Raw genomic sequence first — 25,576 nt, 5'->3', positions numbered from 1 at the left:
TCTTCAAACTCATAAAACATATATTCATAATCATCATATATAAATCTATATTCTAATAAATTTAATCTCTCAAATCAATTTCAAAATTTTCATAATTATGAATAGCTTTAATTGTTCCAATCCTTGCAAACATCAATCCATTCATCATAACCAGAATACTTTTCTAATTCTTCTATGGTTATCTCTATTGCACTATTACCACTTCCACAAGCAGGAAACACAGTTTTAAATCTTTTTAATGATTCATCAAGATAGACTTTTACACCTTCATTGATAGCAAAAGGACAAACTCCGCCAACAGCATGACCAATTAAGTTTTCAGTTTCCTCTAGTGTAAGCATTTTGGCTTTTGCCTTAAAGTGTGCTTTGTACTTTGGATTATCAATTTTCGCATCCCCAGCAACTACAATCAAAATCGGATTTTCAGCTACCATAAACGAAAGCGTCTTTGCAATCCTGCATGGATCACAATGTAATGCTTCTGCTGCAAGTGCTACTGTTTTACTTGATACATCAAACTCTTGCACACGATTATCAATACCATATTTTTTGAAATACTCTTTAACTCTTTCTATTGCCATATGTAAAATACTCCTCGCTTTCTACTTTAAAATTACACTTTTTATTCCATTTAATTGCAGCGTGTTATGTAAAAATCATATTATCTAATCTACAAGATTCTTCTTAAGAATATCTCTAACTAAATTAGCTTCGTATAGCAAAAACATTCAGTTGTATGATCGTTAACCATTCCCACTGCTTGCATAAAGGAATAACAAATTGTACTTCCTATAAATTTGAAACCATCTTTTTTTAGTTGCTTACTCATTTTATCACTCAATTCAGTTGAAGCTGGAACTTCTTCTATACTTTTCCATGAATTAATAATAGGCTTATTATCTACAAACTTCCATATATAATTGGAAAATGAGCCACACTCTTCTCTAATTTTCAAAAATGCTTTTGCATTAGTTACAACACTTTCAATTTTTCTTCTATTACGAACAATACCTTTATCTTGCATTAATTGTTCTAATTTTTCTTCAGTATAGTTTACTATCTTTTCAGCCTCAAAATTATCAAAAGCTTCTTTATAGTTTTCTCTTTTTTTAAGAATGGTCCACCAGCTTAAGCCTGCTTGAGCTCCTTCTAAGCACAACATTTCAAATAGTTTCCTATCATCATATACCGGCACTCCCCATTCCTTATCATGATATTCAATATATAATTCTTCTTTTGTCACCCATTCACATCTTTTAATAATTTGAACCACTTCCTTTTCAACTAAATCCCCCATTGGAGACCAAAACTCTTTTTGCATAACAACTCTTCCTAAATAGCTTCCAGTCATAATAAAATGTGCCTTAAATTCTCTTGCAAATTGCCTTATCATATTATAAATTTTGTCTCTGTTAGATTTAATTGTTGATTTATAGGTAAGCGTCAATGAATCGACGCGTAGCGGTAGCATAATTTAAGTGATAAAATAAACCCAACAGAAAAACTTATATTCTCTGTTGGGTACAATTTTATATAGAAATAATTATTTGGTAGTCTTAACGCGCAGTTCATCTGGAATGCTTTCAGACCATGGCATACATTTTTCTAGTATGTCCTTTTCCTTAACTTCTGAATTTGCAAACATTTCGAATAAATATACTAAATACTTTTCCACTGCTAAGCCATTGGCTTTAGCCGTTTCGGTAATACTATAAAGTACTGCACTTGATTTTGCGCCTTTTACTGTCTTGGAAAACATCCAGTTTTTTCTGCCAATTACAAATGGTTTTATAGCTCTTTCAGCTGCATTATTATCAATTTCAAGACATCCATTTGTCAAGAAAGTTCTCATATATGGCAACAACTTTTGAGCATATGCAAGAGCTTTACCTAAAGGACTTTTAGGAAGCGCATTAACAATTTCATTATCTACATATTCTTGAAATTTACTAAGAATGGGTGAAGATCTCTTGAGCCTTATTGCATGTCGATCACCATAATAATCATCACTACATATATATTGTTCCCTTAGATCCTTTTCAACTTCATAAAGTTGCTCACAATAATTAAACCCTTCTAATGCGTGAGACTGCTTTAGAGCTTCAGGGTTTAAGGTTGATATTATATCAAAGAATTTTCTTCGAATATGGGCCATACAATATAGTCTTTTTATATTCTTAACTTTATTATAGCCATCATATCCATCTGTTTGAAGATATCCAGAAAAACCTTCAAGAAATTCTTCAGCACAAGAGCCAGATCTTGTTTTCTGATAATCATATAAAATTATGTGGTTCTCTATGCCTCCGGAGCGATATAGCCACATGAACCTTTTTGAGTTGGAGTCTTTTCCGTTTTCTTCAATAACCTTCACATAGGTTTCATCGGCATGGATATAATTTCTTCTTAAGAGTTCCACTTTCATATAATCAAAAACAGGCTGAAGTTCATTTGCACAACTTATTATCCAGTTGGATAATGTCTGTCTTGAAAGATTAACATTCATCATCTTAAAATATGATTCCATTCTATATAATGGCATTGCATATTGATATTTCATGCTAACAACATGAGCTAATAATTCATTTGAAGCCATACTTTTATATAAGAAAGTATTTGGCATTTTTGCAGAAATTATATTGGCTTTATCAGCATCCGCTTCGCAATTTTTGCAAGCATATGTATATGAAACATGTTCTTCTATGTAAAGTTCTGCTGGCTTATATTTTAAAATTTCTTTTGATTTTTTACCTATTATAACTAGAACATTCCCGCATTTATCGCAAAATGTTTCAGAGTCAGTAAGTTTATGCTCAATTGTAACTCTATCTAGGCCGGATAAATTATCTTTCTTTCCTAAATGAGAAGATGATTTTTTTCTTGTATATGTAATTTCTTCAACGGAAGGCTCATCTATTTTAATATCACTGTTTTTTTCAGCATCATTAAAAAGTGAGAGCTGTCTCGAATCAACTTGTTCACTAGATTGTCCAAAAATTTTTCTGTTTTTATTAAGGATCTGTCCTTTAAGAAAAGCCAATTCCTTTTTTAAATCATCAATTTCTTTATCTTTTGATTCAATGTCTTTTTCCATTTTAGAAATCAATAATTTTGTTTTTTCATCAAGTTGATTTTCTAAATCTAAAATATCCATCCCTATACCTCACAACAAATATAGGCATATATTACCACAAAACCCTCAATTCCGAAACTTGTAAAAGTTCAAAATTAAGGGTTTACAGCGATATTTGTTTTAAAAGCTATTTCTTACTTCAATTGGCTTAAATTTAGACTTAGTTCTAACTTCATATCCCATAAGCAGCCATTTCAATTCTTCTTTGTTAATTTTAAGAGCTTCGTCTGGAGTCATCGGCCATTTCAATTTATTATTTTCAAGTCGAAAATAGTACAGCCAGAATCCTTCATCAAAGTGAAGTATCTTAATTCTATTCATTTGCCTATTGCAAAAAACAAACAAGGATTTTTCAAACGGATCCAGTTTTAGCTGCGTTTGCACAATCACGATTAGTCCATCAATACTTTTTCTCAAATCAGTTATTCCACACGCAAGATAAACTGTATTAACTTTATTAAGATTAAACATTTGTAATCAAATCCTTAAGTAAAGTGCTCAAAACAGCTATTTCATTAGCCGGTACGTATATTTTAGTGGCTCCTATTTCTATTATTATATTAGGTCTATCAGCTGGAACTACGGTGATTTCAGTTGTTACTTTTTCTTCTCTCATTGAAATTGCATGAAACTGTAAATTATTATCTTCATTCTTAAATTTCTTTTTATAGTAATGAAATTGACTTTTAGTAATGTGATTTGCATTGCAGAAAGTTCCTAACGTTCCTTCGTAAGAAGAAAAGGTAGCAACAATTTCTCTCCAATTTATCTTTTCATTATTATTCATGTAAATAAACCTCCATTGTTAAAATCTATGTTAATTTTAACAATGAAGGTTTATATTTATCTATCCGTTAATTTTTTTACGCTTACATTTATAGCAATAATAATAGGTAGTTTAATTTTAACTACCTATTGCTTATCTATTTAATAACTTTAGATATATAAATCCATTAATATTTCATCATAATAATCACCATTGATATTAAATAAATTTTTATGAACGCCTACTTCTACAAATCCATGCCTTTTATACAGTTTAATGGCATTATGATTATCCTCTTTAACACCAAGACTAATATTCTTTATAGATTTATTATCTTTTGCAAATTTTATTAACTGCTCTATAGCAAAACTACCAACTCTGTTTCCCCAATATTCTTTTATTACTGAAATTGCGAGTTCACTATTATGACTTATTCTTTGTCTGTTCTGACTACTTATTTGAGAAACACTCACAATTCTATTATCAATTACACCTAACAGCATAAGAGAGTTTTTATCTTTATTAATATTTTCGATATACGCTCTCTCTTGTTCAATTGTAAGTTTAAACTCACCTTCTCCAAAAAGTAAATTGTTACTTTCTCCACCAACAATATTCAAATATTCAATAATATCGTTAGCATCGTCTACTGTTGCCTTTCTCAAGATTAATTGTGCTCCATTCTTCAATTCAACTTTATCAATAATATTGTTAATATGTTTTATGCTCATAAACTCAACCCCTTTGAAAATTATTATAACTATAGCACCAGCATAAATATATAATATTATATACAAATTTAGGCATATTAACAACTTTTTGTTGCGTATCTTCACTATATCCAAGTGCTTCTGCAAGTCTAAATAAGACTTCCATAACATCAGCTAATTCTTCTAAATTTTTATCTTCTAAAAATTCATTAACTTCCTCTTGTAATTTTGCTTCTAAGATCTTGTATTTTTCTTCATCTGAAACACAAGAATATGGTTTAAGTTCATATACTACATATAGTTATTTACTAATTCATAACATCTCTTTTTTGTTGAATCTGCTAATGATAAAGAATAATTAACTGGTTCAAGAGTTCCGCCCTTTACTTCGTCTGCTGCATTTTTTGCATCACTTTCTTTTTTTGATATCCATGCTAGTTCTTCTTTTTTTAACTTTTCCATATCACTAGAAGACAAAGTCTTCTGCAATTCCTTGTAGATTTCATTTAACTAAAATTTAGAGAATTCTCTCATCCTCTATAGGTGGGAGATGAATCGCCGATAGCGTAAGCAATATTCTTATAAAAATAGTATAAAATTAGTTCAGTAGCTAATACTATAACTGAGGTGATTACTATGAATTTTGATAGAAATACACATTCAGTATTCAAACTAAATTATCATTTAGTTTTAGTTATAAAATATAGGAGAAAGGTTATTGATGATGAAATATCTACTAGGCTAAAAGAAATATTTGAGCATATAGAGCCTAAATATAATATTATTCTTGAAGATTGGAATCATGATGCTGACCATGTAAATCTATTATTTAGGGGGTCACCAAATACAGAAATATCAAAATTTATTAATGCTTACAAAAGTGCTAGCAGTAGGCTTATAAAAAAAGAATTTCCTATTATGAAAAAACAATTGTGGAAAGAGTATTTTTGGAATAGAAGTTATTGCTTAATAACTACAGGTGGAGCAACTATAGAAAATATCAAGAATTATATAGAAAATCAAGGTATCAAGTGAGGTGATAAAGATTGTTAAAATCTTATAAGTATAGAATCTATCCTAATATTGAACAACAAATATATTTAGCTAAAACCTTTGGTTGTGCTAGGTTTGTTTATAATAGAATGTTAGCTGATAGAATTAAATTCTATGAAGAAAATAAAGACTTAGATATTAAGCAAGTGAAATATCCTACACCAGCACAATATAAAAAAGAATTTGAATGGTTAAAAGAAGTTGATAGCCTTGCTTTAGCGAATGCTCAACTGAATTTAGATAAAGCATATAAGAATTTCTTTAGAGATAAATCAGTTGGGTTTCCTAAATTCAAAAAGAAAAATAATACAAATAACTATACAACTAATAATCAAAACGGAACTATATACATTGAAAATAATCATATTAAAGTACCTAAATTAAAATCCATGATTAAGGTAGAGCAACATAGACAGTTCAATGGATTAATTAAGTCTTGTACCATATCACAAGTTCCAAGTGGAAAGTATTTCATATCAATATTAATTGATACTGAAAACTATCAATTACATAAAATAGATAAAAAAGTAGGCGTAGATTTAGGAATAAAGGAATTTGCAATAACAAGTGATGGAGATTTTTTTAGCAATCCGAAACACTTAAAAAAATCAGAAAAAAGATTAGCTAAACTTCAAAAGGACTTATCTAGAAAACAAAAGGGAAGTAATAACAGAAGAAAAGCTAGAATTAAAGTAGCGAAGATACATGAAAAAATAGCTAATCAAAGAAATGATTTTTTGCATAAAGTAAGCACTCAATTAATTAACGAAAATCAAGTTATAGTCATTGAGGACTTAAAAGTTAGCAATATGATAAAAAATCATAAATTAGCTAAATCAATAGCTGATGTTAGCTTTGCAGAATTCAGACGAATGTTAGAGTATAAAGCAGAATGGCATGGTAGAGAAATTATAATAGCACCATCCAATTATGCAAGTAGTCAACTATGCTCTAATTGTGGCAATAAATCAAGCCAAACTAAAGACTTATCTTGTAGGACTTATATATGTACAGAATGTGGAATGATACTGGATAGAGATATAAATGCAAGTAGAAATCTACTAAAACTAGCAATGTAATATAAGATATATTGACTAGAGAGGTTGGAATAACCTTGATAGCTTGGAGAAACTTGCTACAGTAGTAGTATTGACCAAGAAGCCCCCACTTCTATAAGTGAGGTGTAATTCACTGCATCATCCCAAAGTTTGTACTGTGCTCCACTTGACATTCTCATATCTTGTGTGGTAATTGTATCATTGAAATTATAATCTTTATCTATTTTTGTCTGAATATCATTGAGTTTTTTTGTTTACTGTTCCTTACTATACCAATTTTTTATAACTGCTGTACTTTCTTGACTTGGATAATAGTGTTTATCATCACTTTGTTCACCTATTGCAAATATAGAAAATCCTAAAAACCAAGGTTCATTTTCGAATTCTCTTCTATAGGCTTCAAAACAATTAGCTTGCTCAAGGTTATTAAGATTATTATTCTTATATGGATTCCAGTTCCAAGGCTCATATGATGCATAATCAAATTTAGGGAAACCAAGTTCTCCAAAGAAAATAGGTTTATTCCATTTATCATAAAAGTTTTTTATTTCATCTTTTATATTTTGGTGTCTAACTTGTCCGCTAAAATCTATCTGAGAATTTTCTATTGCACTCGCAAGATTTACAACTGTATTTGTAGGATTATTTGTAAGTTCAAAATAAGCTGCTATAGAAATAAAATCTACTTTTGAAAATAACTTATTATTTAACTTGTTATTATATGCAGCAACACTATCTGGAGACCATGAAGCAGTATCCCATTTATTTGTTCGATACGTAACTAATCCTTTATAATATGTTCTAACATAATCTACAGTATCGCACCAATTATTTTCTTCAGATTCCATATTAACTAGATTGCTTCCTATGTTTAGGGCAGTTACGTTATATGGCACTGCAATATCATTTATCAATGTTTTTAATACGTTTGTCTTCCAATTTAAAAAGAAGGCATTCATGTTGTCAGGTTTCCATTCAGTTTCAGCCTTTGTTCCCTGAGCTACCCAAGGGTATGGCTCTAATATTATATTTATATTAGTATTTGTGTTCTTTAACTGTTTAATTAAATCAATTGCCTTTTTTTCACTTGTTTTGTCAACTATCATATTACTCGAATAAATATTATCTACATCTATCATTACAGGTATATTTAAAGTATTCAATTGAAACTTATTTATATCACTTAATGCCTGTTCAATATTATAGTCTGTTGATAAACTGCCTGATTTAATCTTCTTACCGTCAATTGTCCAACCTATTTTGGAATTTAGTGCTTGATCACTTGTAAGAGTTGCTGCTTGTACATTAGATGAAATAAGAAAATAACTAATTAAAATAACTGATATTAAAGTTATATTTTTCAGGTTGCCTGCTATTTTACGATTGTTCATATATTCCATGTATTCATTCCCCCTAGTTCTATGCCTTTGCAAGTTCCATCTGATACTTACTTTTTTAAATATATTCCTGTTGTAGTACATTTTAATATATTTCTTATTCAATTTTTAAATATCAATTTTTTAATTTACTACATCAAAAAGGAAGAGTACGAATTACCTCAACGATAAATTGTAATTCGTAAGCATGTAAAAGCATATATTAAATTTCATCTACAATTTGTTTGTTATTTTCAATTCTCCACTTCTTGTATTCTTCAACATCAGAATGAATTAATTTTAATACCCAACTTAATAGAGCTAAATCATCTAAATAGCCAACCACAGGTATACAATCTGGAATTAAATCAACAGGTGATAATATATAAATCAATGTTGAAACTATACTGATTATCGTGCCTATAGGTATGTCAGTATATTCCTTTTTTATGTAACTTCTAACTAAAGAAACCATACAAGCTATATCGCTTATATATTTTCCGATACCAGGTACTAACTTTAATTTGATTTCAAGTCTTTGAACAAGTCTCTCAAATTTATCCTCATCATTAATTGTTGATTTTGCTTCTTCACTATTAGATTCAAGTACTGTTTTTAATTTTTCTTCAGTAAATGCTTTATTTTCTATTTTCATTTAAATTCTCCTCTTCTATTTTATTTCTTATAATACGCTATGTAATTTTTGCGTGGAATTACTATTTGTATTTCTCTTTTTAAATAATTTTTATTTCGCATTTATCTACTTCACTTAGAAACGTATTAATAGGTCTTGCATATACCCCACATTCTCCATATAACGCTTTGTATATAACCATTTTTTCTCCTGTTTCTGTATGCTCTGCTATATCTATAAGCAAATATAAATCACCTTTAAAATGTCTAATTATTTTCCCTTTTAACTCTGTCAAATCTATATCTTGCACTTAATTACTCCTTCGTTAAATTAAGAAAAATACGAAGCAATTATTAATAGACATTATTAATATCACTTAATGTTACATCATCCTCCACCACCAGATACTAAAGTAATATATCTATCACCATCCAAATACAAATAAACTACTTTTCCGTTTCCAATAAAGTCTTTCTCTTTACTATAAATTCTTTTACCTGTAAATCTATCAATATTTCTGGAGACCTCATATTGGGGTTTTTCATAATCTGCTAACACTACAATTATCCCAATATCATAGCGATAGTCATTGAAGTACACCCTGTTAGGATAACTAAATACATTCCAAGAACCGTATATTGCACGATTTGCGAATGATATAGACAAAATAGTAATGATTAATATTATTATTACTATTTTAATTATAATTCTTGATTTCTTTATTTATCTCTCCTCCTCGTATTAATTTTCATATATATTGTCTTCACTAATACTAATACATAATAAATAATAACTATATTAATAAATAGACTTAATATATTAATATTCATTCCTGTATTTCCATTAAATATATTACTAAACAATTGAAAACTTTCTTTATTTTGTTGGTATATGAACCAATAGTCACAAGGAAATCCAAAAGCATATTCTATTAAAGTTCCATCTTGTATTATTTTCCCTGGTAAAACAAATGAACTGATTATCACTATTACTATGCTCAATTTACATTCCCAAGTTTCTATTCTTCTCATTTCACTCATGTTACTTAGTCCTAACGTTTCTTTGAACTTATAACCTAAAATAAATGATGGTATAAAAAATATTAAAGAATAGAATGCTGTATAATGTAGTCCTGTACTAACCTTTGACCATGGTTTTAATCCTATAAATTTTAATATAATATCTCCATAGCAAGTCTTATTTCCCCATGAGACAGTAAATAATACGCCTATAAGAAATAATATTAAAGAAAGTAACCCTAAACATATTTTCTTGTTAATTTTATTCAAAACCATCACCTCTCTCTTACTAATATTTTGCCATACCGTGTTATCAATTTTCAAAGAATGTTTTTGTATTTTGATTCGTCATAATTTATAACTATGCATCAATCCTAAGTTTTTTTAAATTAATTATTATTTTTTTATATACAAATTTGAAATACTAGCAAATCATAAGAATTACAATGAATAGATTACATAAATTAAATATCCTTCTTTACCAATTTATAACTATATTTTAACACATAAACTCCTGTTTTGAATACAATGTTTTTAACGACGATAAAAATGTATTGGTTAAAACTTAAATCTTGTTTTCTCTGTGGATACAATTGATGTTATATTTATCCTCTTTTTATCACACTATTAATATTTTCAATTATATCAATTAAAAATTCTCCATTTTCTTTATAAAATTGAATCAATACTTTAAATGGTGGCTTTTTATATACATGAGCTGTATCATTTCTAAATTTACTTAAAGTTCTATATAATACTATTTCATCCTTAGGTAAAAATCCTTCCTTTATGCATAATTCAATTGCATCACCATATGTGATTTTATTAACACTTATTGCAAGTACTTTAAGACATTGACTCATATAGTTTCCGAGCAGTTCTTTATATTGAAGAAAACTCGTTCTAAAACTTTGTTCTAAATGCTTTTGAATAACTATAGGTTGACTATCATAAAGTGATATTATTTCATCTAAATCTCTTATTACATCTTGCATACTAGTACTTATATATTTTAATCGTTCAATATTTAGTCTATCCATTTAAACCACACCTCTCATTAATGCACATCTCTATAAACCACCATTCCGAAGCTAACCATTCATTAAATTTTTCAAACCACGTATCAAAAGCCTCTGATGTTTCCATTAATGATTTCCCTTGTAGTATCTCTCTTAATAATAAAACATCATTTTTTTCAGGTAATACAAGATCTACCTCTTTATTGAGTCTTTCACTTATTTTATCTTCTAAATCTACTAACTCTATATAACTTAAATTATCACTAAAAATGGCAAAATCAATATCACTATCTTCCGTAAAAGTACCATTACTATAAGATCCAAATAAGTATAAAGCGTCAATCTTATCTTTAGGTATTAAATCTTTAATTTTTTCATAAATCAACTTTTGATTCATATTTACACCATCCTTAAACAATTCTAAATTATACTTATTTTAATATCTATATTATATCCTAAATAACGGTATTTTTGTTCAGTTCGCTAAAAACTTTTTAGCAACAACATTTTTAGGATCTAATAATTTAACGACGATAAAAATGTAGTGGTTAAAAAAATCAAATAAAAACATGTAATTATTCTCGGAAAATTATATATGTCTAAGGGAAGGTATTTTTTTACATTTAAAGAATCATTTATATTGGAGGAGGCTTTTATTATGGATTATGCATATATTGAAAAACTCGTTATTTCTTCGAAACTTGGAGATGAAATGTGTAAAGAATTATTAGTTAAGGAATTTACACCTTTTATTTTAAGCTTGTCTAACAAGGCTTTTATTCATGGATATGATAAGCAGGATTTGCATAATGAATGCTATAAAGCTCTCTTTTATTGTCTTCATAAGTATGATACAAAAAGCCATAGATTTGTGGGTTATGCTATTAACTCAATAAAAAATCAAATTAGTCTTCTTATAAAAAAAAGTATTAATCATTCAAGTTCTGAGGGACAAGCTGCTCTTGCCCTCTTTGAAGATGTAGAAAATACTATAGCTTCAAATGAACTTAATATAGAAGATGGTTTTCTAAGAAAAAGTGATTTTGAGCATTTAAATCATGCGCTTAATAATTTAAAAGAAGATGAAAGAGAACTTATAGATTATATATTTTTCAAAAAAAATACTGTTAGAACTTATGCTTTTTCAAAAAATATGAGTTATTCTACAGCTATTTCTAAAAAGAACAACACCTTAAAGAAAATTAAAAAATCATTAAATCCTCATATAAAAATACATTGATTTACTTGTCCCATCCAAGCAGTGCTTTCTCCAAATTCTCATAATCATACTCCCTTGGTTTAAAATTATTAAATCTTAAAGAGCGTGAATTCCACGATTTAATACCATTCCCAAGGGAATCTGCTGATGGATATCCCTCTCTTTTCCAGTTTCCAAGAATTCCGTTAATATATTTCATATCTGGTTTATTTAATTCTAAAGCTTTATCTATTGCAGCTTTAGCATTAATCTTCCCATGAATACTTATAGAATCTTCAAGTGAATTTAAATTAAGTCCTCCGATTGTGATTCCCCTATTTTTATAGTGATTTAGCAGTTCATCAACCTCTTTTAAAGATTTTTCTTTTTTTATTTTAAGAGAGAGAGAGTTTTCATGTGCGTCATTACTCCTCCTACTTTGCTGTATATTTTCAAGATTCTCCTGATTTCTTTCGCTCTTGTTTTTTATCTTATTCTCTATCTCTCTCTTTATCTTATTCTCATTCTCTATCTTATTCTCTCTCTCTCTCTCTCTCTTAAGCGTTACAGTAACGTTATTATTTTCTTTAAAAGTTGTTTTAGTAACGTTACTATTTTTTTCAAAAGTGGTTTTATTAATTTCACTTTCATCATTATTAAAATTATTCTCAAGCTCGTTTTCATAAATATTATTTTGTCCCTCTAATTCATCATAAATTATTTGTTTACTTTTTTGCCTATGCCTTTCTGCTCTTTTTCTATTTAATAAGCGGACTCTTTCCATGCCTTCAACATTTTGATATTTCTCCCAGTTGCATATTTTAATAAAGTTATTATCATCTATTTCAATCATTTGAAAATCACTTAAGATCTTAAATGAAAATTTAACGGTATTTAAAGGCCTATTAAACAATATAGAAAACATTTCATTAGTATATGGCATTTTGGGGCTTAAAAAAATCATTCCCTTAGCATTAGTTTTCGCTGCCTGGATTAATAATTTAAACCACATGCAAAGGATAACATCTCTTTCTTTAAGTCTATCTATGAATTTAATCTTTTCATCTTCAAATATTCTAGTATATATTTTTATCCAATCAATGTTAGCCACTTTAATTCCCCCTGTAATTTAATATATAAGGCACAATCAAAAAAATATGACTGTTATAAAAAAATATACGTTTTAACAGTCATATTAATATGGTAATTTACCCTATATAATATTGTTTAAATTTATTTAATTCTGTCCATGATGGTATTAACCCAGTTTTTCTGCATAGATCCATGTAATTTTTAAAAATCTTTAAATTCATGCTATCATCTGCCTCTTCATTAATAACTTCTTTATTTTCAGTAGCCACTTCACTCTTTTCAATATTTTTCATTATTCCATTTTCCACTACATTGAAACTTGCAACAACGGTTTCATTATTAAGCATATTATCTTTTCCATTTAAGTCTGTTTCTTCTGTATTAAAATTTATTTCATCTTTATTTAAGTCTAAATCTTTTTTATTTAAAGATATTTCCTCTTTAGTCCCAGCTATATTATTTAAATCCCTTTTTAAACTCTTGTTTGTTGCCATAATCTTCCCCCTCATAATAATTAAACTTAATTCACATTCCGTAAATCACCATTTAATTCACACAAAATTCTATATACTCCCTTTTGAAATTTCTACTTTGCAAAAATAAAACTCTCTGTTTCACTTTTTGTTCTCTCTTTAATCTCAAATCTTCTGCTTATGCTTTCTTTAATTACTTTTTTATAAATCTCTGGATAATTATTTTTGAATGCTTTTGCATCTATTCTATTTGATGTAATTGTTTTCCAATTAACACAAAACAAATCCGTAATTCCCATTTCAGCATCTTTCATTTCATTTTTTATATTATTTTCTATTTCTTTTAGCTTTTCTTCTAAGGCTGTTATATTTTCTTTAACATTTTTATATTCTTGGAGCTTGTCCTTATATTCTCCTTTAAGAATTATTTCTAAATTTTTAGTTCCAGCTTTATATCTGCCGTCAATATACTTTGATGCTCCATAACTTCCATCAATTAAAGGCGGAATTTTTTTTAGAACATGATTGTACCAAAAGTCCTTTTCCTTTTCAATAATCATATTTATTAATTCCTCATCCCTCTGAATTTCCTTTATAACAAACCTCTGGCCGCCAATTAATGAGGCTATATAGCATTTATCAGCTCCCGAAACTCTCATATTGTGCTGACATTGAAGAATAAAATTTCCTGGAACTTCTTCTCCTTCATATTCTTTCCCTAAAAATACACTGGTTGTCTTGCACATTAAAATAGAATTTTCACCAATGACTTTTCTATCTATTTTTGCTTGCATAAAGTCATATTCTCTGTCTTTTAATCTCTTGTTTTCTTTTCTTACCTTTTTACCTGTTCTTACTGTAAATTCTTTTGCCTTAACTTCCTTTAAAGTCTCTCCCCAGTAAGCACCTTCTTTTTTATATGTCATATTGTCAGCTAAAGTCTCTAATTCTACATCAGTAATTTTCTCCATATAAACCTCATAAGCACTCTTGTACTTATTAATCCCCATAATGGCTCCTACATCAGAACCACCAATTCCCGTTTTTCTTTCTTTAATTAAATCTAATTCATTTATAACAAACACCACCCTTTAATTCAATTCACAGTTCACAATTCACAGTTTACAATTGATCATTCCATCCAGTCCCGATTATACTTAAATCCTCTGCATTCAAGTCCCTGACTTTCTTCTTTTTTTTCATCTAAATAATCAAAACTCATTAATTCAATTGCCACTCTGTTGCATTTTCCATTATTGCAATAAAGACACGTTTTATATGCACATTTAACGATCATCATATTTTGCTCCTAAAAACTTATTTATAAAATAGTTTTGGCCTTTTCCTGTTATTTTGCTTGTTTTTGAAACTGTGACTTTACCATTGCCATGTTTTATGATGTTTTCTTTAATTTCAAATAACCCAAGGTTCATAGATTTCTGAGTTGGCATATTATATTCTGAACCTTTTCTCTTTATTAGATATCCATTTTCCTTAAGATAATTAAATAATCTAAGACCTCCTATATTCACTCCATTTTGTTTAAGTATTTTTGCAAGTTCAGAAACTAAAATGGAAGACTCAGAAGTAGAGACGGCATCTGCAAAAAGAACTTTTGGTTTGCTTTGTATGACTTCATTTTTTAATCTTTTTCTTTCTTCTGCCTCACCAATCCAACGTTTTGCCCTCTCTATTGGATCTTCAATAAGATAGCTATCTTTATTCTCCCTTAAAGACTTTTCCATTTTATGAAACATGTCCACATATCTTGCAGTAAAAATGATTCCCCTTTTTCCACTAAATTTATTAGCTAAGAAATCACAACCAAGACGGGTACATAAATAGCATTTTCTTTTTTCTCCCTTTGCATCTGTATATATAGATTCAATAAAATACTTTTCAACTGATATATTTTCTTTATTAAAAACCTGTATTATACCACTCTTGGCTTTTGAGCTATATCCTCCATCAAGTTTTCTTAAAATTTCATAATGTTTAATTTGAGCAAAATCAGCTATATCCCTTGTGTCAATAGTTAATTGTTGACCTAAAGCTTTATTAAAAATAACTTCACCCATGATTATTTCTCCTTTCTTAGAATCTAAATATATAAAACTTTTAAAATATCTGTTTGAAATCTAAGCCATCTCAGTTTTTATTCTAAAAGAATACCTCATTTGGTGAGCAGCCAAGAGCATTAGATATTTTAATCATGATTTCCATTGTAGGATTTGTTAAACCACTTTTATCATTTTCCAAAGTAGATACATAACTCATTGCAACTCCGCTTTTAATTGATAATTCCTGTACCGTCAAATTCATTTTCTTTCTTAATTCTTTAATTTTGAATTTGTTCATTTTGAAAACCCCTTCTTATATAATTTTTTTGGTAAAACTTTACTTTTACTATTTTCAAGAAAATATTATCATGTTTGTTAAATTTTTACAATACCTTTTTTCTCAATTTTGAAATGTTTTTTCTCTTTTATTTCCACCATGTTCTCTTTATACTATTTTTTATATAAATTTCGCTCCCACAGAATATCCTAATTTTTTTATGCCACTTTGCGCAATCTGACAAAAAAAATAGATGCTATAAGCACCAGACGATAACTTTCAATGCTCAATTTACAATTGATAATTGAAAATTAAAATTCCCATATAAGTATAATTTCAGGTTTGTTTATCTCCAGTATTTGCTTTAGGCATATGAAAATAAATAACAAGTCCAAAGTTGCCATGAATATTTTTCATCAGGCAAGGAGACGAATTGCCCTCATAGCAGGCCTATTAGGTCAATTTGCCGATGAGCAGAGAACCAAAATCTATGATTTTGCGTGAATCGCTTACTCAGTGAGCGTAGCGAGTCGAGCTTCATTTATGATGGAAAATAGGCTGGCAAATGGACTTGTTATTTTTTTGATTATGCCTTAAATATAATATTAGAAAGATTTTTCTAAAGATATGAAATTATTTTTAGAAATTTATATAAGTAATTTAAGGAGGTGATTTTAATGGAAGTTAATGAATTAATAAATTTGATAACAAATGTTGGTTTTCCTGTAGTTGTAAGTGGTTATCTGCTCATAAGACTTGAAAAACAAATTGTCAGCTTATCATCATCAATTAATAAACTAAACACCATAATATCAACTAAACTTGGAATTGTTATAGACAATGATGCCATTTCTGAACATTAAATTATAAAAATTTTAAAATTAATATGTAATTTTTTTATGATTTGTATATATCTCTTATGAAAATAAAATTAAGGAGGTGAATACACATGGCTACAAGTAAAGTAATTTCTAATACCAGTCTTAGTATAGAAGTTCAAACTTCAGTAGATAAGGCAGGTGACCCAATTTTCTCAAAGAAAAGTTTTTCAAATGTGAAAAACAATGTAAATCCTCAAAATGCTTTTGATGTTGCAGAGGCTATTAAGGGAGTTTTAAGTGCAGACACAAGAGATGTGTACTTAAACGAATCTTCAACTTTAGTGCAGGCTTAATTTAATCCAAAGCCAGATCTCTAGCCAGTCAATTTTGGCTAAATAAAAAAAGGAGGGAAATACAGATGGAAATGGAGTATTCTTTATCAATGACGTTCTTAACTGCTGCTGGTACTAAATCTACATTAAGTATAAGTGGTGTAAAAGCTTCAATTACTGAAGCTCAGGTTAATAACCTTATGGATATAATAATCGCTAAAGACATTTTTGAAACTAATGCTGGAGCTTTTGTTAAGAAAGCTGATGCTAGACTTACTGCTAAAAATGTTACTGATTATACTGTCGCTTAATTTCAAAAAATAGATGGTCAAAAAGATGACCATCTATTTTTTTATTTTATAAATAACTATTAAGATCTATTTGTTCTTTAAACTCATCTAATCCTACTCTATCTATGTAATCTCCTAATCTTTCTCTATTAGTTGCATTTTCAGAATATATTTGAATAACTTTTTCTATTAGATCATATATCTTTTCTTCTGATATACAAAGTGCTATTCTATCTGCTATTCTTGGCTTGGCCCCACCTTTTCCGCCAATATAAAACATCCATCCTTTTCCACTTCCTATTAATCCTATATCCTTAAATGCACTATCTGCACAACTATGTGGGCAACCGCTTACACCCATTTTTAATTTATTAGGTAATTCCTTTCCATGATATAAACTATCCAATTTTGATCCAACTGCTACTGAATCTTGAAGGCCTCTTTTACAAAAAGTAGTTCCTGGACATACTTTTATACTTCTTACACATAAACCTACTGCGGCACCTGGATCCATATCAAGATCCTGCCAAACATTATCCAAATCTTCTTCTTTTAATCCAACTATTGCAATTCTTTGAGCCCCTGTAACTTTAATAGCTGCTGCATTATATTTTTCAGCTATATCTGCGATATTTCTTAAAATATCTGGAGTTACTATTCCAGCAGTTAAATGTGGAGCAATTGCATATGTTTCTTTATCCCTTTGTAATATTGCTCCTTTTTCTAATAAATCAGTTTTCATCGTGTTCCTCCTAATGTTAACTTTTAAATACGGATTATTAATATTGCTTAATAATTAATATCACTTTATTGTATCATATTTATATTTTTAACTCTACCAAAATCACGATTATAAAATCACTTGAATTTTATTTAAAAGTCTTTTTAAAAGCAAGTTCAGTCATTCTTTCTTCACAAATACTGCCAGGGGTTTTTGTGAAGGAGATAATACTGAACTTGCTATTAACATAAAAAAAGAGTTTACCTTACATAAACTCTTATTATAAATATCTTTATATTTTACTTAACTCAACTCTTGGAAATAAAAATATTGGAATTGTATACGTCTTGTTTGAAATTCCACCTTGCGTTACCCCTTTTAGATAAACTGCAAAATTTATTTTCCCATTAGCCAATGATTTTGTTATAGTTTTACCTGAATTTTTACCAGCCTTAACTTCTATTCCGTAAACATAACCACTTTCCCTATCTCTGTAGACAAAATCAAGCTCCCCATCACCGTAGATACCAAACATAGGAACTGTAGAGATCTTATCCAAAAGACAATGATAAACAAACGTTTCATTTAATAACCCGCTGGATTCTGATATTAATAGGTTTGCTTTTTTCATCACATAATTTGCCATACCAACATCAGATAAAAAATATCTTTGCCTCTTTTTTATATTTGTAAACTCAAAATCTATAAGCTTATCACAGTCTTTAACAAATTTTGACGTGTAAAACCATTGAAGGACTCTATTACAATTTTCCTTTGTAATATTACTTGAATATTGTTTGGTTATGATTTGCTGTAATTCTTCCGTATAACTGCTTTCCTTAATTCCTTTTTTTCCTCTAGCTAGAATTTCAATTATTGCGCTTATGCAATCTTCAAATACTCTAGTAGTCAATATATCTCCATCAAAATATCTTGATGATTCTTCACAAAATACTCTTAATAATTTTTCAAATAAATCATTAATATTTTCCTTGTGATTTTTTAAGTATTCGCATACTATCTCTGGATAACCGCCAACTTCCAAGTAATCTCTATACTTATCATAAAATAAATCATAATCCTTTTTATCGCCATCTCCATACAAGTCTAATGATTCATAACTATGTGTTAAATTAAGCGCTCTAATAAATTCCGTAAATGATAATGGCTTTATTTCAAGGAAATCTACATCCCCCATTGGAGACCAAAACTCTTTTTGCATAACAACTCTTCCTAAATAACTTCCAGTCATGATAAAATGTGCCTTAAATTCTCTTGCAAATTGCCTTATCATATTATAAATTTTATAAGATTCTTGTATTTCATCTATTATAATTATGCATTCTTTATTATCTTCAAAATTGTTAGAAAATCTCTTAAACATCTCTTTTAATGAATTTGTTTTTTCTCTATCTAGCTTTCCTGATAGACGTTCTTCTTTTATTATATTATAAATTGTAAGTAAATCTTCTCCTGTTTCTTCTAATAGATTTATATATATTAAATGCTTATAATTTTCTCTTGCAAATTTTTTCACCAAATAAGTTTTTCCTACCTGTCTTGCACCTTCTACTAATAGTACTTTATTATTGTGATTATTTTTCCACTCTAATAGTTTTTTGTATGCATCTCTTTTAAGATCTATTATTTGTTCTTCCAAGTTTCTCACTTCCTTACAATTTAAGCTATAATCTTATTTAGTATCTCCTATTTATATCTTAAATTTTATTCTTCAATAATAATTTTACCACTATTTAAATATACCAGCAATAAACCTTGTAATTTTTGGAGGAATATATTATGAGAATTTTAGCCTTAGAATTTTATAAAAATGGAAAAATGAAGGCTATGAACCCAAAGATGTTCCTGAGGCATTAATAAATGAAATCATAAAAAGCGCACAGGCTATGCCCAATTCAATAAACGGACAACAAACCTCTGTTATAGTGATAAGGGAAAAAAATAAGAAAGAAAAATTAGCTGAACTTGTAGGCAATCAAGAATATGTTGCAAAAGCTCCAGTATTCTTAGTATTCGTAATGGATTTTTATAGAACTTATCTTGCTTATGAAAAAACTGGCTCTAAGCAAGTAATTCATGAAGATATAGAAGGTATTCTTGATGGTTCCGTTGATGTTGGAATAACTTTAGGAGCTTCAGTTGTTGCTGCCGAATCTCAATTAAGATCCCATTCTGAATATCCATAGTCTGTTTATTTTTAGTAAAAAAAGAAATAGAATCATTAAGGTAGTTCCTGTTAATGCAATTATGTTTATAAACTTTTGTGCCTTAACACTATTTTTAAATGCTTTTTCACTTCCTTTATATATGATTAATCCAATTAATCCTCCTAATGTATTATTAATTATATCCGTAATATCAGAAGCACCAATATTTATAATATATTGGAATACTTCACATATTAAACTAATTAAGAAAAATAAGAAAAGTTTTTTTAAAGTACCCCATCTTTTAAATAAAATTTCCGCATATATACCAAGGGGTACAAAAATCACTACATTCATAATGATTTCACCAAAAGCAATTTTACCATTTAAGATTAAAGGTTGACTAAACGGAATTAAGTTTATACTTCTCATATTTCTCAAGGGAGGTAATTGTAAATTGAATTTAAATACTATAATCCAAAATAATGCAATCAAATAAATTATAAATAATACAGTAGTTAACTTGTTTGTTTTTTTGTTATCTTTCATTTTGTCCTCCTAAATATAATACCTTTTTGTGCCTAAGCAAGAGCTATTCCATAATTTAAGTATTATATTCTTTAATATTTCTGAGTTATGTGATTATTTAACTGGCAATCTAGCCTCAAATATAGTTTTATCATTGTCACTATAGGCTGATATCGCTCCCTCATGAAGCTCTATAATATTCTTTGTAATAGATAACCCAAGTCCAGATCCACCTATATCACTACTTCTTGATTTTTCTACCCTATAGAATCTGTCGAAAATATGTGGTAAATCTATTGATGGGATTGATTGCCCATAATTTATAACTTGAACTACTGCCATATTTTCTTCAAGCTTTGTTGTTACATCAACGTAAAAGCCATCTTTTCCATACTTAATTGCATTAGATAGTAAATTTTCAAATGCTCGAACTAACTTACCTGCATCTGCATTTACTATTAACTTCTCCTCTGAAAAATTAATTCTATATTGCATATCTGCATGCTTAAATTGATATTCAAATCCTGTAACTACTTGACCTACAAGCTCTACTAAATTAATATCATCCTTATATAAATTAATAGTATTATTTTGCATTTTAGTAAGTTCAAATAAATCATTAATAAGTATATTTAAGCCTTTTGCTTTTTCAAAGGCTATATTGGCATAATATCTAAGCCTTACTTCATCTTTATACTTATCGTTATCTATAATTTCTAAATAACCTATTATAGAAGTTAGTGGTGTTCTTAAATCATGGGAAACATTTGTTATCAAATCACTTTTAGTTTGCTGAGCTTTTCTTTCTTCTACTGTTATCTCTTTAAGCTGCTTTGATATATTATTTATATTTTTCACTAAGTTTTTAATATCACCTTTTGACTCAACTTCTATTAATCTATCCAAATCACCACTAGCCATTATTTCAGTTTCATCTATAATAGCTGCAAGGCTTTTAGATTTTCTATATGTTATAAGCAGGTATATCCCTGCAAATAATGCTGTTTCAATAATTAGATAAGCATAATTCCCAAAAATATCATAGTTAATAATTCTCCAAAATTTAAAAATATAATTAACAAGCTGAATTTTGGTGTTCATGTATAAATAAATTAATATATTACTACTTATATACAAAATTATATACGTTAGTAATGCTGCACCTAATACGTCTGCTAAGGATAATAACCAGTATTTATAAAATCTTTTATTTTTCAATCTTATAGCCAACTCCCCATACCGTATGAATTACCTTATTTCCTTCCATATACTGTTCTATCTTATCCCTAAGTCTGCTCATATGCACCATTACAGTATTATTGGATTGAAAATATTTCTCTTTCCACACTTTTTCAAAAATTTCTTCTGCACTAAAAACTCTTCCTCTATTTGTAGCCAATAAGTATAATATCTCAAATTCTCTTGCTGTTAAATCTACTTCATTATCCTCCACTGTTACCCTATGCTTGCTTTTATCTATAACCATAGACTCAATTCTTATTTGATTTTCTGAAGTTTGCATTTTAATATTTAAAAAATAAGTTCTTCTAAGTAATGCTCTTATTCTAACTGTAAGTTCCAATTGATTAAAAGGCTTGCATACATAATCATCTGCACCAGTCATAATCCCTTGAATCTTATCCATATCTTCTACTTTTGCACTTAACATGAGAATTGGTATGTTATAATTTTCTCTTACTTTTCTACAAACCTCTAGCCCATCCATATCTGGCATCATTATATCTAAAACTATTAAATGAATTTCTTCCTTATGTAATATGTCTAAAGCTTCCATGCCACAACTTGCCTTAAAGACAGTGTATCCTTCATTTTTTAAATTTATTTCTAATAAATCTCTTATTTCTTTTTCATCATCTACTACAAGAATATTATTATTCATTTATCCCTCCAAATTTATACGATAGCTAGCATCCATAACACTCCCACTTCTTCAAGTAGGAGTTAACGGCTGCACGCTCCTGCATAAGTTCAACTAAGATTCAGATGGGGATCAAACCCCACCTGAATCAAGTTTCACTTGATAATCATCTTTCTAAGTATTCCTCTAATGTAATACTATTATCATAAATATACTTAGCAGCTTCTTTCCCAACATATCTAATATGCCAAGGTTCATATTCAATGTCTGTTATACTTTGCTTTCCATAAGGATATCTTATAATAAAACCAAACCTATAGCAATTTTCTGCAAGCCATTCAGCTTCTTTTGTTCCTTTTACAAAATTACCACTTTTATTGGTAATATCAATGCATAACCCTGTTTGATGTTCACTAAATCCAGGCTTAGCTACATATGCATCTGCAAGCTTCTTTCCATCTGATTTTATTCTGCTAGTATAAACATCTTTTTGTGATTTATATGATCTGTAGCCTGAATTACCAAGTAGTATAATTCCTTCCTGTTTAGCTGCATGGACTAATTCTTCTATAGGATTTACAATAATTCCTGCTACATATTTTTCTTCTTGGTTAACTCCAGCTGCAAATGGTATATTTGGCATAGTTAATCCTTCGGGCTTGTAATCTTTACTTAAACCATGCTCTATATTTACTAGGGCCAGCTCTTTCCTTGTATTAATGTCTTTTAGATTTGCTAACTTATTTTTTTCATTTAAATTCAGTCCAATTTCATTAAGGTTTATTCCTCTTAATTTTGCAGACTTCCCTTCCATGGCATACCATAATCCGCAAATTACTATAATAAATATTAAAATCTTTTTGAATACACTTCTCATACTCTCTACTCCTCTTCTAACAACATAATCTAATTGTAGAAGATTCACCTTACGATACTTATAAGAAAACCTTACGAAATCTTAAGTTTTGCTATGTTTAAAATTCATATTTTCCTAACATTTATTAATCCACTCTCAACATCGCAATCAAGTCAACTCATATTGCTCAATGTTTTTTAAGTTTTTTATTTCATGTGATTGATTTTAGAATTATGCAGCAAAAATACCGCAAATTCAATTTTGAATAATACGGTATCTGAAAATTTAATATCTATTATATTTTTATATATTCAGTAACAAAATCAGTAAAAAGAATACCTTCTAAATGATCAATTTCGTGACAAAAACATTTCGCTAAATCTCCTGTACCTGTTAATATTATTTCTTCACCTTTTTCATTAAGTGCTTGCACTCTTACTGTTTTTGGTCTTAATAATTTTCCAAATACATTAGGATTACTTAAGCATCCCTCAACAACTTCTTGACTACCTTCCTTGCCGATTATCTTTGGATTAACTAATTTTATAAGCCCCTGTCCCATATCTATCACAACTAATCTTTTTAGTATACCTATTTGTGGTGCTGCTAACCCTCCACCATTTTCTTCATTATACATAGTCTCAGTCATATCATCTAGAATCTGTCTTATCTTTTCATCTACAACCTCAACTTCTCTACTTTTCTTTCTTAATATTTCATCACCAAAAAGTCTGATTTGCCTTAATGCCATTTAGACTGCCCTCCTGCTTAATTGTGCTCTTGATTTTCTTTCACTTTGTTCAAAAAGGAAAACATTTTCTATGGGGCAGTGAAATATTTTTGAAATATCATAAGCTAACCATATAGATGGTTCATATTTTTCTGTTTCAATGGAATTTATTGCTTGTCTTGATACTCCTACAAGCTCTCCCAATTGCTCTTGTGTTAATCCAATAGCTTCACGAAATTCTTTTAATTTGTTTTTCATTAACAATCACTCCTGTCATGTTTACCTTACATAAAAGTATATTCTCATTCAAGTTTCATGTCAAGTCAACATTATATCGTGTTTAATTTTTTTAACTCATAACTTTTAAAATACCATATTATTTAATTTTCAAAAAACATTATTTTTATTGATTACTTCACCTTTTGAGTTGGCTTGATTGCGATGTTGTAACTAAAATAATAGCACACTTTGTAGTACCGCTATATTAAATATATACACCCCAATATCGAAATCAATTACTAGAACGAAGTCGCTAAAAGGCGTGTAAAATGTGAGAAGTGAAATTCCTTAGGAAAGAACTTCACTTCTTATTTTTTCCATGTAACATAAGTGATACATTATTGTTTCTTGCCGCCCTATCTTTAAAAATAACACTTCTAAGATTAGCTAATATACTGTTAGTAATGAGATTTGTATTAATATATAAAGGAGTATTATATGTATAATAACCTATTTCCCTATTGTCCTTATTACATGAATCAAGCTTTTCACCCCTCTTTCAATGCAAATTGGAGAAATACAGCACAAAAATTTGCATCTGTTAGTGGTACCGTTGTAAGAATTGAAGATTTTTACTCAGGGCAAGATAATGAATTAGCAGGCTGTTATAAATTAATGTCACTAGAAAGCGTAGACAGAGGTCTAGTAAATTTTGTGATATCCCCAGGAACTTATTTTGTCGATCATACAGTGATAGAAGTAGGCGATGAAGTAACTGGATTTTACGATGCAAGCGCACCTGCACTTCTTATTTATCCTCCTCAATATCCTGCAATTGTTATATCAAAATATACAGTATATCAAAATGTTACTGTAGACTATTTTAACAATGAACTTATAAGCAGCGATGGAAATTTAAAACTAAATACTGACCAATCTATTGAGATAATTCTGACAAATGATCAGCTTTTTAGCAGATATCCTGGAAATAGGAACCTTATTGTTGTCTATGGCCCTACAACGAAGAGCATACCTGCCCAAACTACTCCATATAAAATCATTGTTCTTTGCTAAATTAAGATAATTTATATGCTTGCAATTTGCTTATATTATATTTTTCTGTAAAAAAGGATGCCCTTTAAATTCCAAAATATTGTCTGAAGG

General features: G+C 28.8%; 33 protein-coding genes and 3 pseudogenes. 8 read left to right on the top strand and 28 right to left on the bottom strand.

Annotated elements, in window-relative coordinates; translation table 11 throughout:
* Positions 1 to 107: 107 nt before the first annotated feature.
* From DIC82_11455 to DIC82_11420, 8 genes and pseudogenes are all read right to left on the bottom strand, one after another.
* The gene (locus DIC82_11455; protein ID AWK51603.1) at positions 108 to 581 is read right to left on the bottom strand and encodes an EBSC protein; all 474 of its coding nucleotides are present in this window, start codon (positions 579 to 581) and stop codon (positions 108 to 110) included.
* 119 nt (positions 582 to 700) lie between these two features.
* Positions 701 to 1,297, bottom strand: a complete 597-nt coding sequence (locus tag DIC82_11450) for a DNA-3-methyladenine glycosylase I (GenBank protein ID AWK53079.1) — start codon at positions 1,295 to 1,297, stop codon at positions 701 to 703.
* Between the two features lie 246 nt (positions 1,298 to 1,543).
* Complete coding sequence (locus tag DIC82_11445; GenBank protein ID AWK51602.1) at positions 1,544 to 3,154, bottom strand: IS66 family transposase; 1,611 nt, start codon at positions 3,152 to 3,154, stop codon at positions 1,544 to 1,546.
* 99 nt (positions 3,155 to 3,253) lie between these two features.
* Positions 3,254 to 3,604 carry an IS66 family insertion sequence hypothetical protein gene (locus DIC82_11440; protein AWK51601.1) on the bottom strand — a complete coding sequence of 117 codons (351 nt, stop codon included), beginning with the start codon at positions 3,602 to 3,604 and terminating at the stop codon, positions 3,254 to 3,256.
* On the bottom strand, positions 3,597 to 3,920 hold the full coding sequence (locus DIC82_11435; GenBank protein AWK51600.1) for a hypothetical protein: 324 nt from the start codon (positions 3,918 to 3,920) through the stop codon (positions 3,597 to 3,599). The genes DIC82_11440 and DIC82_11435 overlap by 8 nt, the downstream gene beginning before the upstream one ends.
* A gap of 149 nt (positions 3,921 to 4,069) precedes the next feature.
* On the bottom strand, positions 4,070 to 4,630 hold the full coding sequence (locus DIC82_11430) for an N-acetyltransferase (protein ID AWK51599.1): 561 nt from the start codon (positions 4,628 to 4,630) through the stop codon (positions 4,070 to 4,072).
* 97 nt (positions 4,631 to 4,727) lie between these two features.
* Positions 4,728 to 4,874: pseudogene (locus tag DIC82_11425) on the bottom strand (phosphoribosyl-ATP pyrophosphohydrolase).
* A gap of 26 nt (positions 4,875 to 4,900) precedes the next feature.
* Positions 4,901 to 5,119, bottom strand: a pseudogene (locus DIC82_11420) (hypothetical protein).
* A 126-nt stretch (positions 5,120 to 5,245) separates the two neighbouring features.
* Here DIC82_11420 and tnpA point away from each other — a divergent pair.
* Together tnpA and DIC82_11410 are read left to right on the top strand one after the other, a co-directional pair.
* Entirely contained in the window at positions 5,246 to 5,644 is a 399-nt protein-coding gene (gene tnpA, locus DIC82_11415) for an IS200/IS605 family transposase (GenBank protein AWK51598.1), read from the top strand.
* A gap of 11 nt (positions 5,645 to 5,655) precedes the next feature.
* The gene (locus DIC82_11410) at positions 5,656 to 6,741 is read left to right on the top strand and encodes a transposase (GenBank protein AWK51597.1); all 1,086 of its coding nucleotides are present in this window, start codon (positions 5,656 to 5,658) and stop codon (positions 6,739 to 6,741) included.
* 233 nt (positions 6,742 to 6,974) lie between these two features.
* Here the strand turns inward: DIC82_11410 and DIC82_11405 are convergent, their stop codons facing one another.
* The 6 genes from DIC82_11405 to DIC82_11380 all read right to left on the bottom strand — a co-directional run bounded on the left by DIC82_11405 (position 6,975) and on the right by DIC82_11380 (position 11,165).
* Positions 6,975 to 8,120: a hydrolase gene (locus tag DIC82_11405; protein ID AWK51596.1), complete on the bottom strand. Its 1,146-nt coding sequence runs from the start codon at positions 8,118 to 8,120 to the stop codon at positions 6,975 to 6,977.
* A 199-nt stretch (positions 8,121 to 8,319) separates the two neighbouring features.
* Positions 8,320 to 8,751: a hypothetical protein gene (locus DIC82_11400; GenBank protein AWK51595.1), complete on the bottom strand. Its 432-nt coding sequence runs from the start codon at positions 8,749 to 8,751 to the stop codon at positions 8,320 to 8,322.
* Between the two features lie 79 nt (positions 8,752 to 8,830).
* Positions 8,831 to 9,040: a DUF1653 domain-containing protein gene (locus DIC82_11395; GenBank protein AWK51594.1), complete on the bottom strand. Its 210-nt coding sequence runs from the start codon at positions 9,038 to 9,040 to the stop codon at positions 8,831 to 8,833.
* A 409-nt stretch (positions 9,041 to 9,449) separates the two neighbouring features.
* On the bottom strand, positions 9,450 to 9,761 hold the full coding sequence (locus DIC82_11390) for a hypothetical protein (protein ID AWK53078.1): 312 nt from the start codon (positions 9,759 to 9,761) through the stop codon (positions 9,450 to 9,452).
* A 593-nt stretch (positions 9,762 to 10,354) separates the two neighbouring features.
* The gene (locus DIC82_11385) at positions 10,355 to 10,789 is read right to left on the bottom strand and encodes a hypothetical protein (protein ID AWK51593.1); all 435 of its coding nucleotides are present in this window, start codon (positions 10,787 to 10,789) and stop codon (positions 10,355 to 10,357) included.
* The gene (locus DIC82_11380; GenBank protein AWK51592.1) at positions 10,782 to 11,165 is read right to left on the bottom strand and encodes a nucleotidyltransferase domain-containing protein; all 384 of its coding nucleotides are present in this window, start codon (positions 11,163 to 11,165) and stop codon (positions 10,782 to 10,784) included. The genes DIC82_11385 and DIC82_11380 overlap by 8 nt, the downstream gene beginning before the upstream one ends.
* 261 nt (positions 11,166 to 11,426) lie before the next feature.
* On the opposite strand from DIC82_11380, the gene DIC82_11375 reads away from it, so the two are divergent.
* Complete coding sequence (locus DIC82_11375; protein AWK51591.1) at positions 11,427 to 12,008, top strand: sigma-70 family RNA polymerase sigma factor; 582 nt, start codon at positions 11,427 to 11,429, stop codon at positions 12,006 to 12,008.
* 1 nt (position 12,009) lies between these two features.
* On the opposite strand, the gene DIC82_11370 is transcribed toward DIC82_11375, so the two are convergent.
* From DIC82_11370 to DIC82_11345, 6 genes are all read right to left on the bottom strand, one after another.
* Complete coding sequence (locus DIC82_11370) at positions 12,010 to 13,077, bottom strand: phage replisome organizer (GenBank protein ID AWK51590.1); 1,068 nt, start codon at positions 13,075 to 13,077, stop codon at positions 12,010 to 12,012.
* A gap of 97 nt (positions 13,078 to 13,174) precedes the next feature.
* Positions 13,175 to 13,552, bottom strand: a complete 378-nt coding sequence (locus DIC82_11365; GenBank protein ID AWK51589.1) for a hypothetical protein — start codon at positions 13,550 to 13,552, stop codon at positions 13,175 to 13,177.
* A 92-nt stretch (positions 13,553 to 13,644) separates the two neighbouring features.
* Positions 13,645 to 14,607: a hypothetical protein gene (locus DIC82_11360; GenBank protein AWK53077.1), complete on the bottom strand. Its 963-nt coding sequence runs from the start codon at positions 14,605 to 14,607 to the stop codon at positions 13,645 to 13,647.
* 56 nt (positions 14,608 to 14,663) lie between these two features.
* Positions 14,664 to 14,828, bottom strand: a complete 165-nt coding sequence (locus DIC82_11355) for a DUF1540 domain-containing protein (GenBank protein ID AWK51588.1) — start codon at positions 14,826 to 14,828, stop codon at positions 14,664 to 14,666.
* On the bottom strand, positions 14,818 to 15,609 hold the full coding sequence (locus DIC82_11350) for a phage regulatory protein (GenBank protein ID AWK51587.1): 792 nt from the start codon (positions 15,607 to 15,609) through the stop codon (positions 14,818 to 14,820). Before DIC82_11350 ends, DIC82_11355 begins: the two co-directional genes overlap by 11 nt.
* Positions 15,610 to 15,691: 82 nt before the next feature.
* Entirely contained in the window at positions 15,692 to 15,889 is a 198-nt protein-coding gene (locus DIC82_11345; GenBank protein ID AWK51586.1) for an XRE family transcriptional regulator, read from the bottom strand.
* A 656-nt stretch (positions 15,890 to 16,545) separates the two neighbouring features.
* On the opposite strand from DIC82_11345, the gene DIC82_11340 reads away from it, so the two are divergent.
* The 3 genes from DIC82_11340 (at position 16,546) to DIC82_11330 (ending at position 17,332) form a co-directional block, all read left to right on the top strand.
* Complete coding sequence (locus DIC82_11340) at positions 16,546 to 16,731, top strand: hypothetical protein (protein AWK51585.1); 186 nt, start codon at positions 16,546 to 16,548, stop codon at positions 16,729 to 16,731.
* Between the two features lie 86 nt (positions 16,732 to 16,817).
* The gene (locus DIC82_11335; GenBank protein AWK51584.1) at positions 16,818 to 17,042 is read left to right on the top strand and encodes a hypothetical protein; all 225 of its coding nucleotides are present in this window, start codon (positions 16,818 to 16,820) and stop codon (positions 17,040 to 17,042) included.
* Between the two features lie 71 nt (positions 17,043 to 17,113).
* Positions 17,114 to 17,332: a DUF2922 domain-containing protein gene (locus DIC82_11330; protein ID AWK53076.1), complete on the top strand. Its 219-nt coding sequence runs from the start codon at positions 17,114 to 17,116 to the stop codon at positions 17,330 to 17,332.
* A gap of 46 nt (positions 17,333 to 17,378) precedes the next feature.
* Here DIC82_11330 and DIC82_11325 read toward each other — a convergent pair whose 3' ends face one another.
* Together DIC82_11325 and DIC82_11320 are read right to left on the bottom strand one after the other, a co-directional pair.
* Positions 17,379 to 18,053, bottom strand: a complete 675-nt coding sequence (locus DIC82_11325; GenBank protein AWK51583.1) for an NAD(P)/FAD-dependent oxidoreductase — start codon at positions 18,051 to 18,053, stop codon at positions 17,379 to 17,381.
* Positions 18,054 to 18,324: 271 nt separating this feature from the next.
* Positions 18,325 to 19,692: an ATPase gene (locus DIC82_11320; GenBank protein AWK51582.1), complete on the bottom strand. Its 1,368-nt coding sequence runs from the start codon at positions 19,690 to 19,692 to the stop codon at positions 18,325 to 18,327.
* 217 nt (positions 19,693 to 19,909) lie between these two features.
* On the opposite strand from DIC82_11320, the pseudogene DIC82_11315 reads away from it, so the two are divergent.
* Positions 19,910 to 20,209 (top strand): annotated as a pseudogene (locus DIC82_11315) (NADPH-dependent oxidoreductase).
* A 3-nt stretch (positions 20,210 to 20,212) separates the two neighbouring features.
* Here DIC82_11315 and DIC82_11310 read toward each other — a convergent pair.
* From DIC82_11310 to DIC82_11285, 6 genes are all read right to left on the bottom strand, one after another.
* The gene (locus DIC82_11310) at positions 20,213 to 20,749 is read right to left on the bottom strand and encodes a hypothetical protein (GenBank protein ID AWK51581.1); all 537 of its coding nucleotides are present in this window, start codon (positions 20,747 to 20,749) and stop codon (positions 20,213 to 20,215) included.
* Positions 20,750 to 20,842: 93 nt separating this feature from the next.
* On the bottom strand, positions 20,843 to 21,946 hold the full coding sequence (locus DIC82_11305; GenBank protein ID AWK51580.1) for a two-component sensor histidine kinase: 1,104 nt from the start codon (positions 21,944 to 21,946) through the stop codon (positions 20,843 to 20,845).
* Positions 21,936 to 22,628, bottom strand: a complete 693-nt coding sequence (locus tag DIC82_11300) for a DNA-binding response regulator (protein ID AWK51579.1) — start codon at positions 22,626 to 22,628, stop codon at positions 21,936 to 21,938. The genes DIC82_11305 and DIC82_11300 overlap by 11 nt, the downstream gene beginning before the upstream one ends.
* Positions 22,629 to 22,773: 145 nt before the next feature.
* Entirely contained in the window at positions 22,774 to 23,484 is a 711-nt protein-coding gene (locus DIC82_11295) for a D-alanyl-D-alanine carboxypeptidase (GenBank protein AWK51578.1), read from the bottom strand.
* Between the two features lie 274 nt (positions 23,485 to 23,758).
* On the bottom strand, positions 23,759 to 24,214 hold the full coding sequence (gene def, locus DIC82_11290) for a peptide deformylase (protein ID AWK51577.1): 456 nt from the start codon (positions 24,212 to 24,214) through the stop codon (positions 23,759 to 23,761).
* Positions 24,215 to 24,451 (bottom strand): transcriptional regulator, encoded by a 237-nt coding sequence (locus DIC82_11285; protein AWK51576.1) that lies wholly within the window; start codon positions 24,449 to 24,451, stop codon positions 24,215 to 24,217.
* 459 nt (positions 24,452 to 24,910) lie between these two features.
* Between DIC82_11285 and DIC82_11280 the strand changes: the two genes are divergently transcribed.
* Positions 24,911 to 25,486 carry a hypothetical protein gene (locus tag DIC82_11280; protein AWK51575.1) on the top strand — a complete coding sequence of 192 codons (576 nt, stop codon included), beginning with the start codon at positions 24,911 to 24,913 and terminating at the stop codon, positions 25,484 to 25,486.
* The last annotated feature ends 90 nt before the right edge of the window (positions 25,487 to 25,576 follow it).

The sequence above is a fragment of the Clostridium beijerinckii genome (assembly GCA_003129525.1).
Taxonomy (GTDB): domain Bacteria; phylum Bacillota; class Clostridia; order Clostridiales; family Clostridiaceae; genus Clostridium; species Clostridium beijerinckii_D.
Note: the sequence above shows the minus strand (reverse complement) of the source record. Positions and strands in the feature narration are given on the sequence as shown.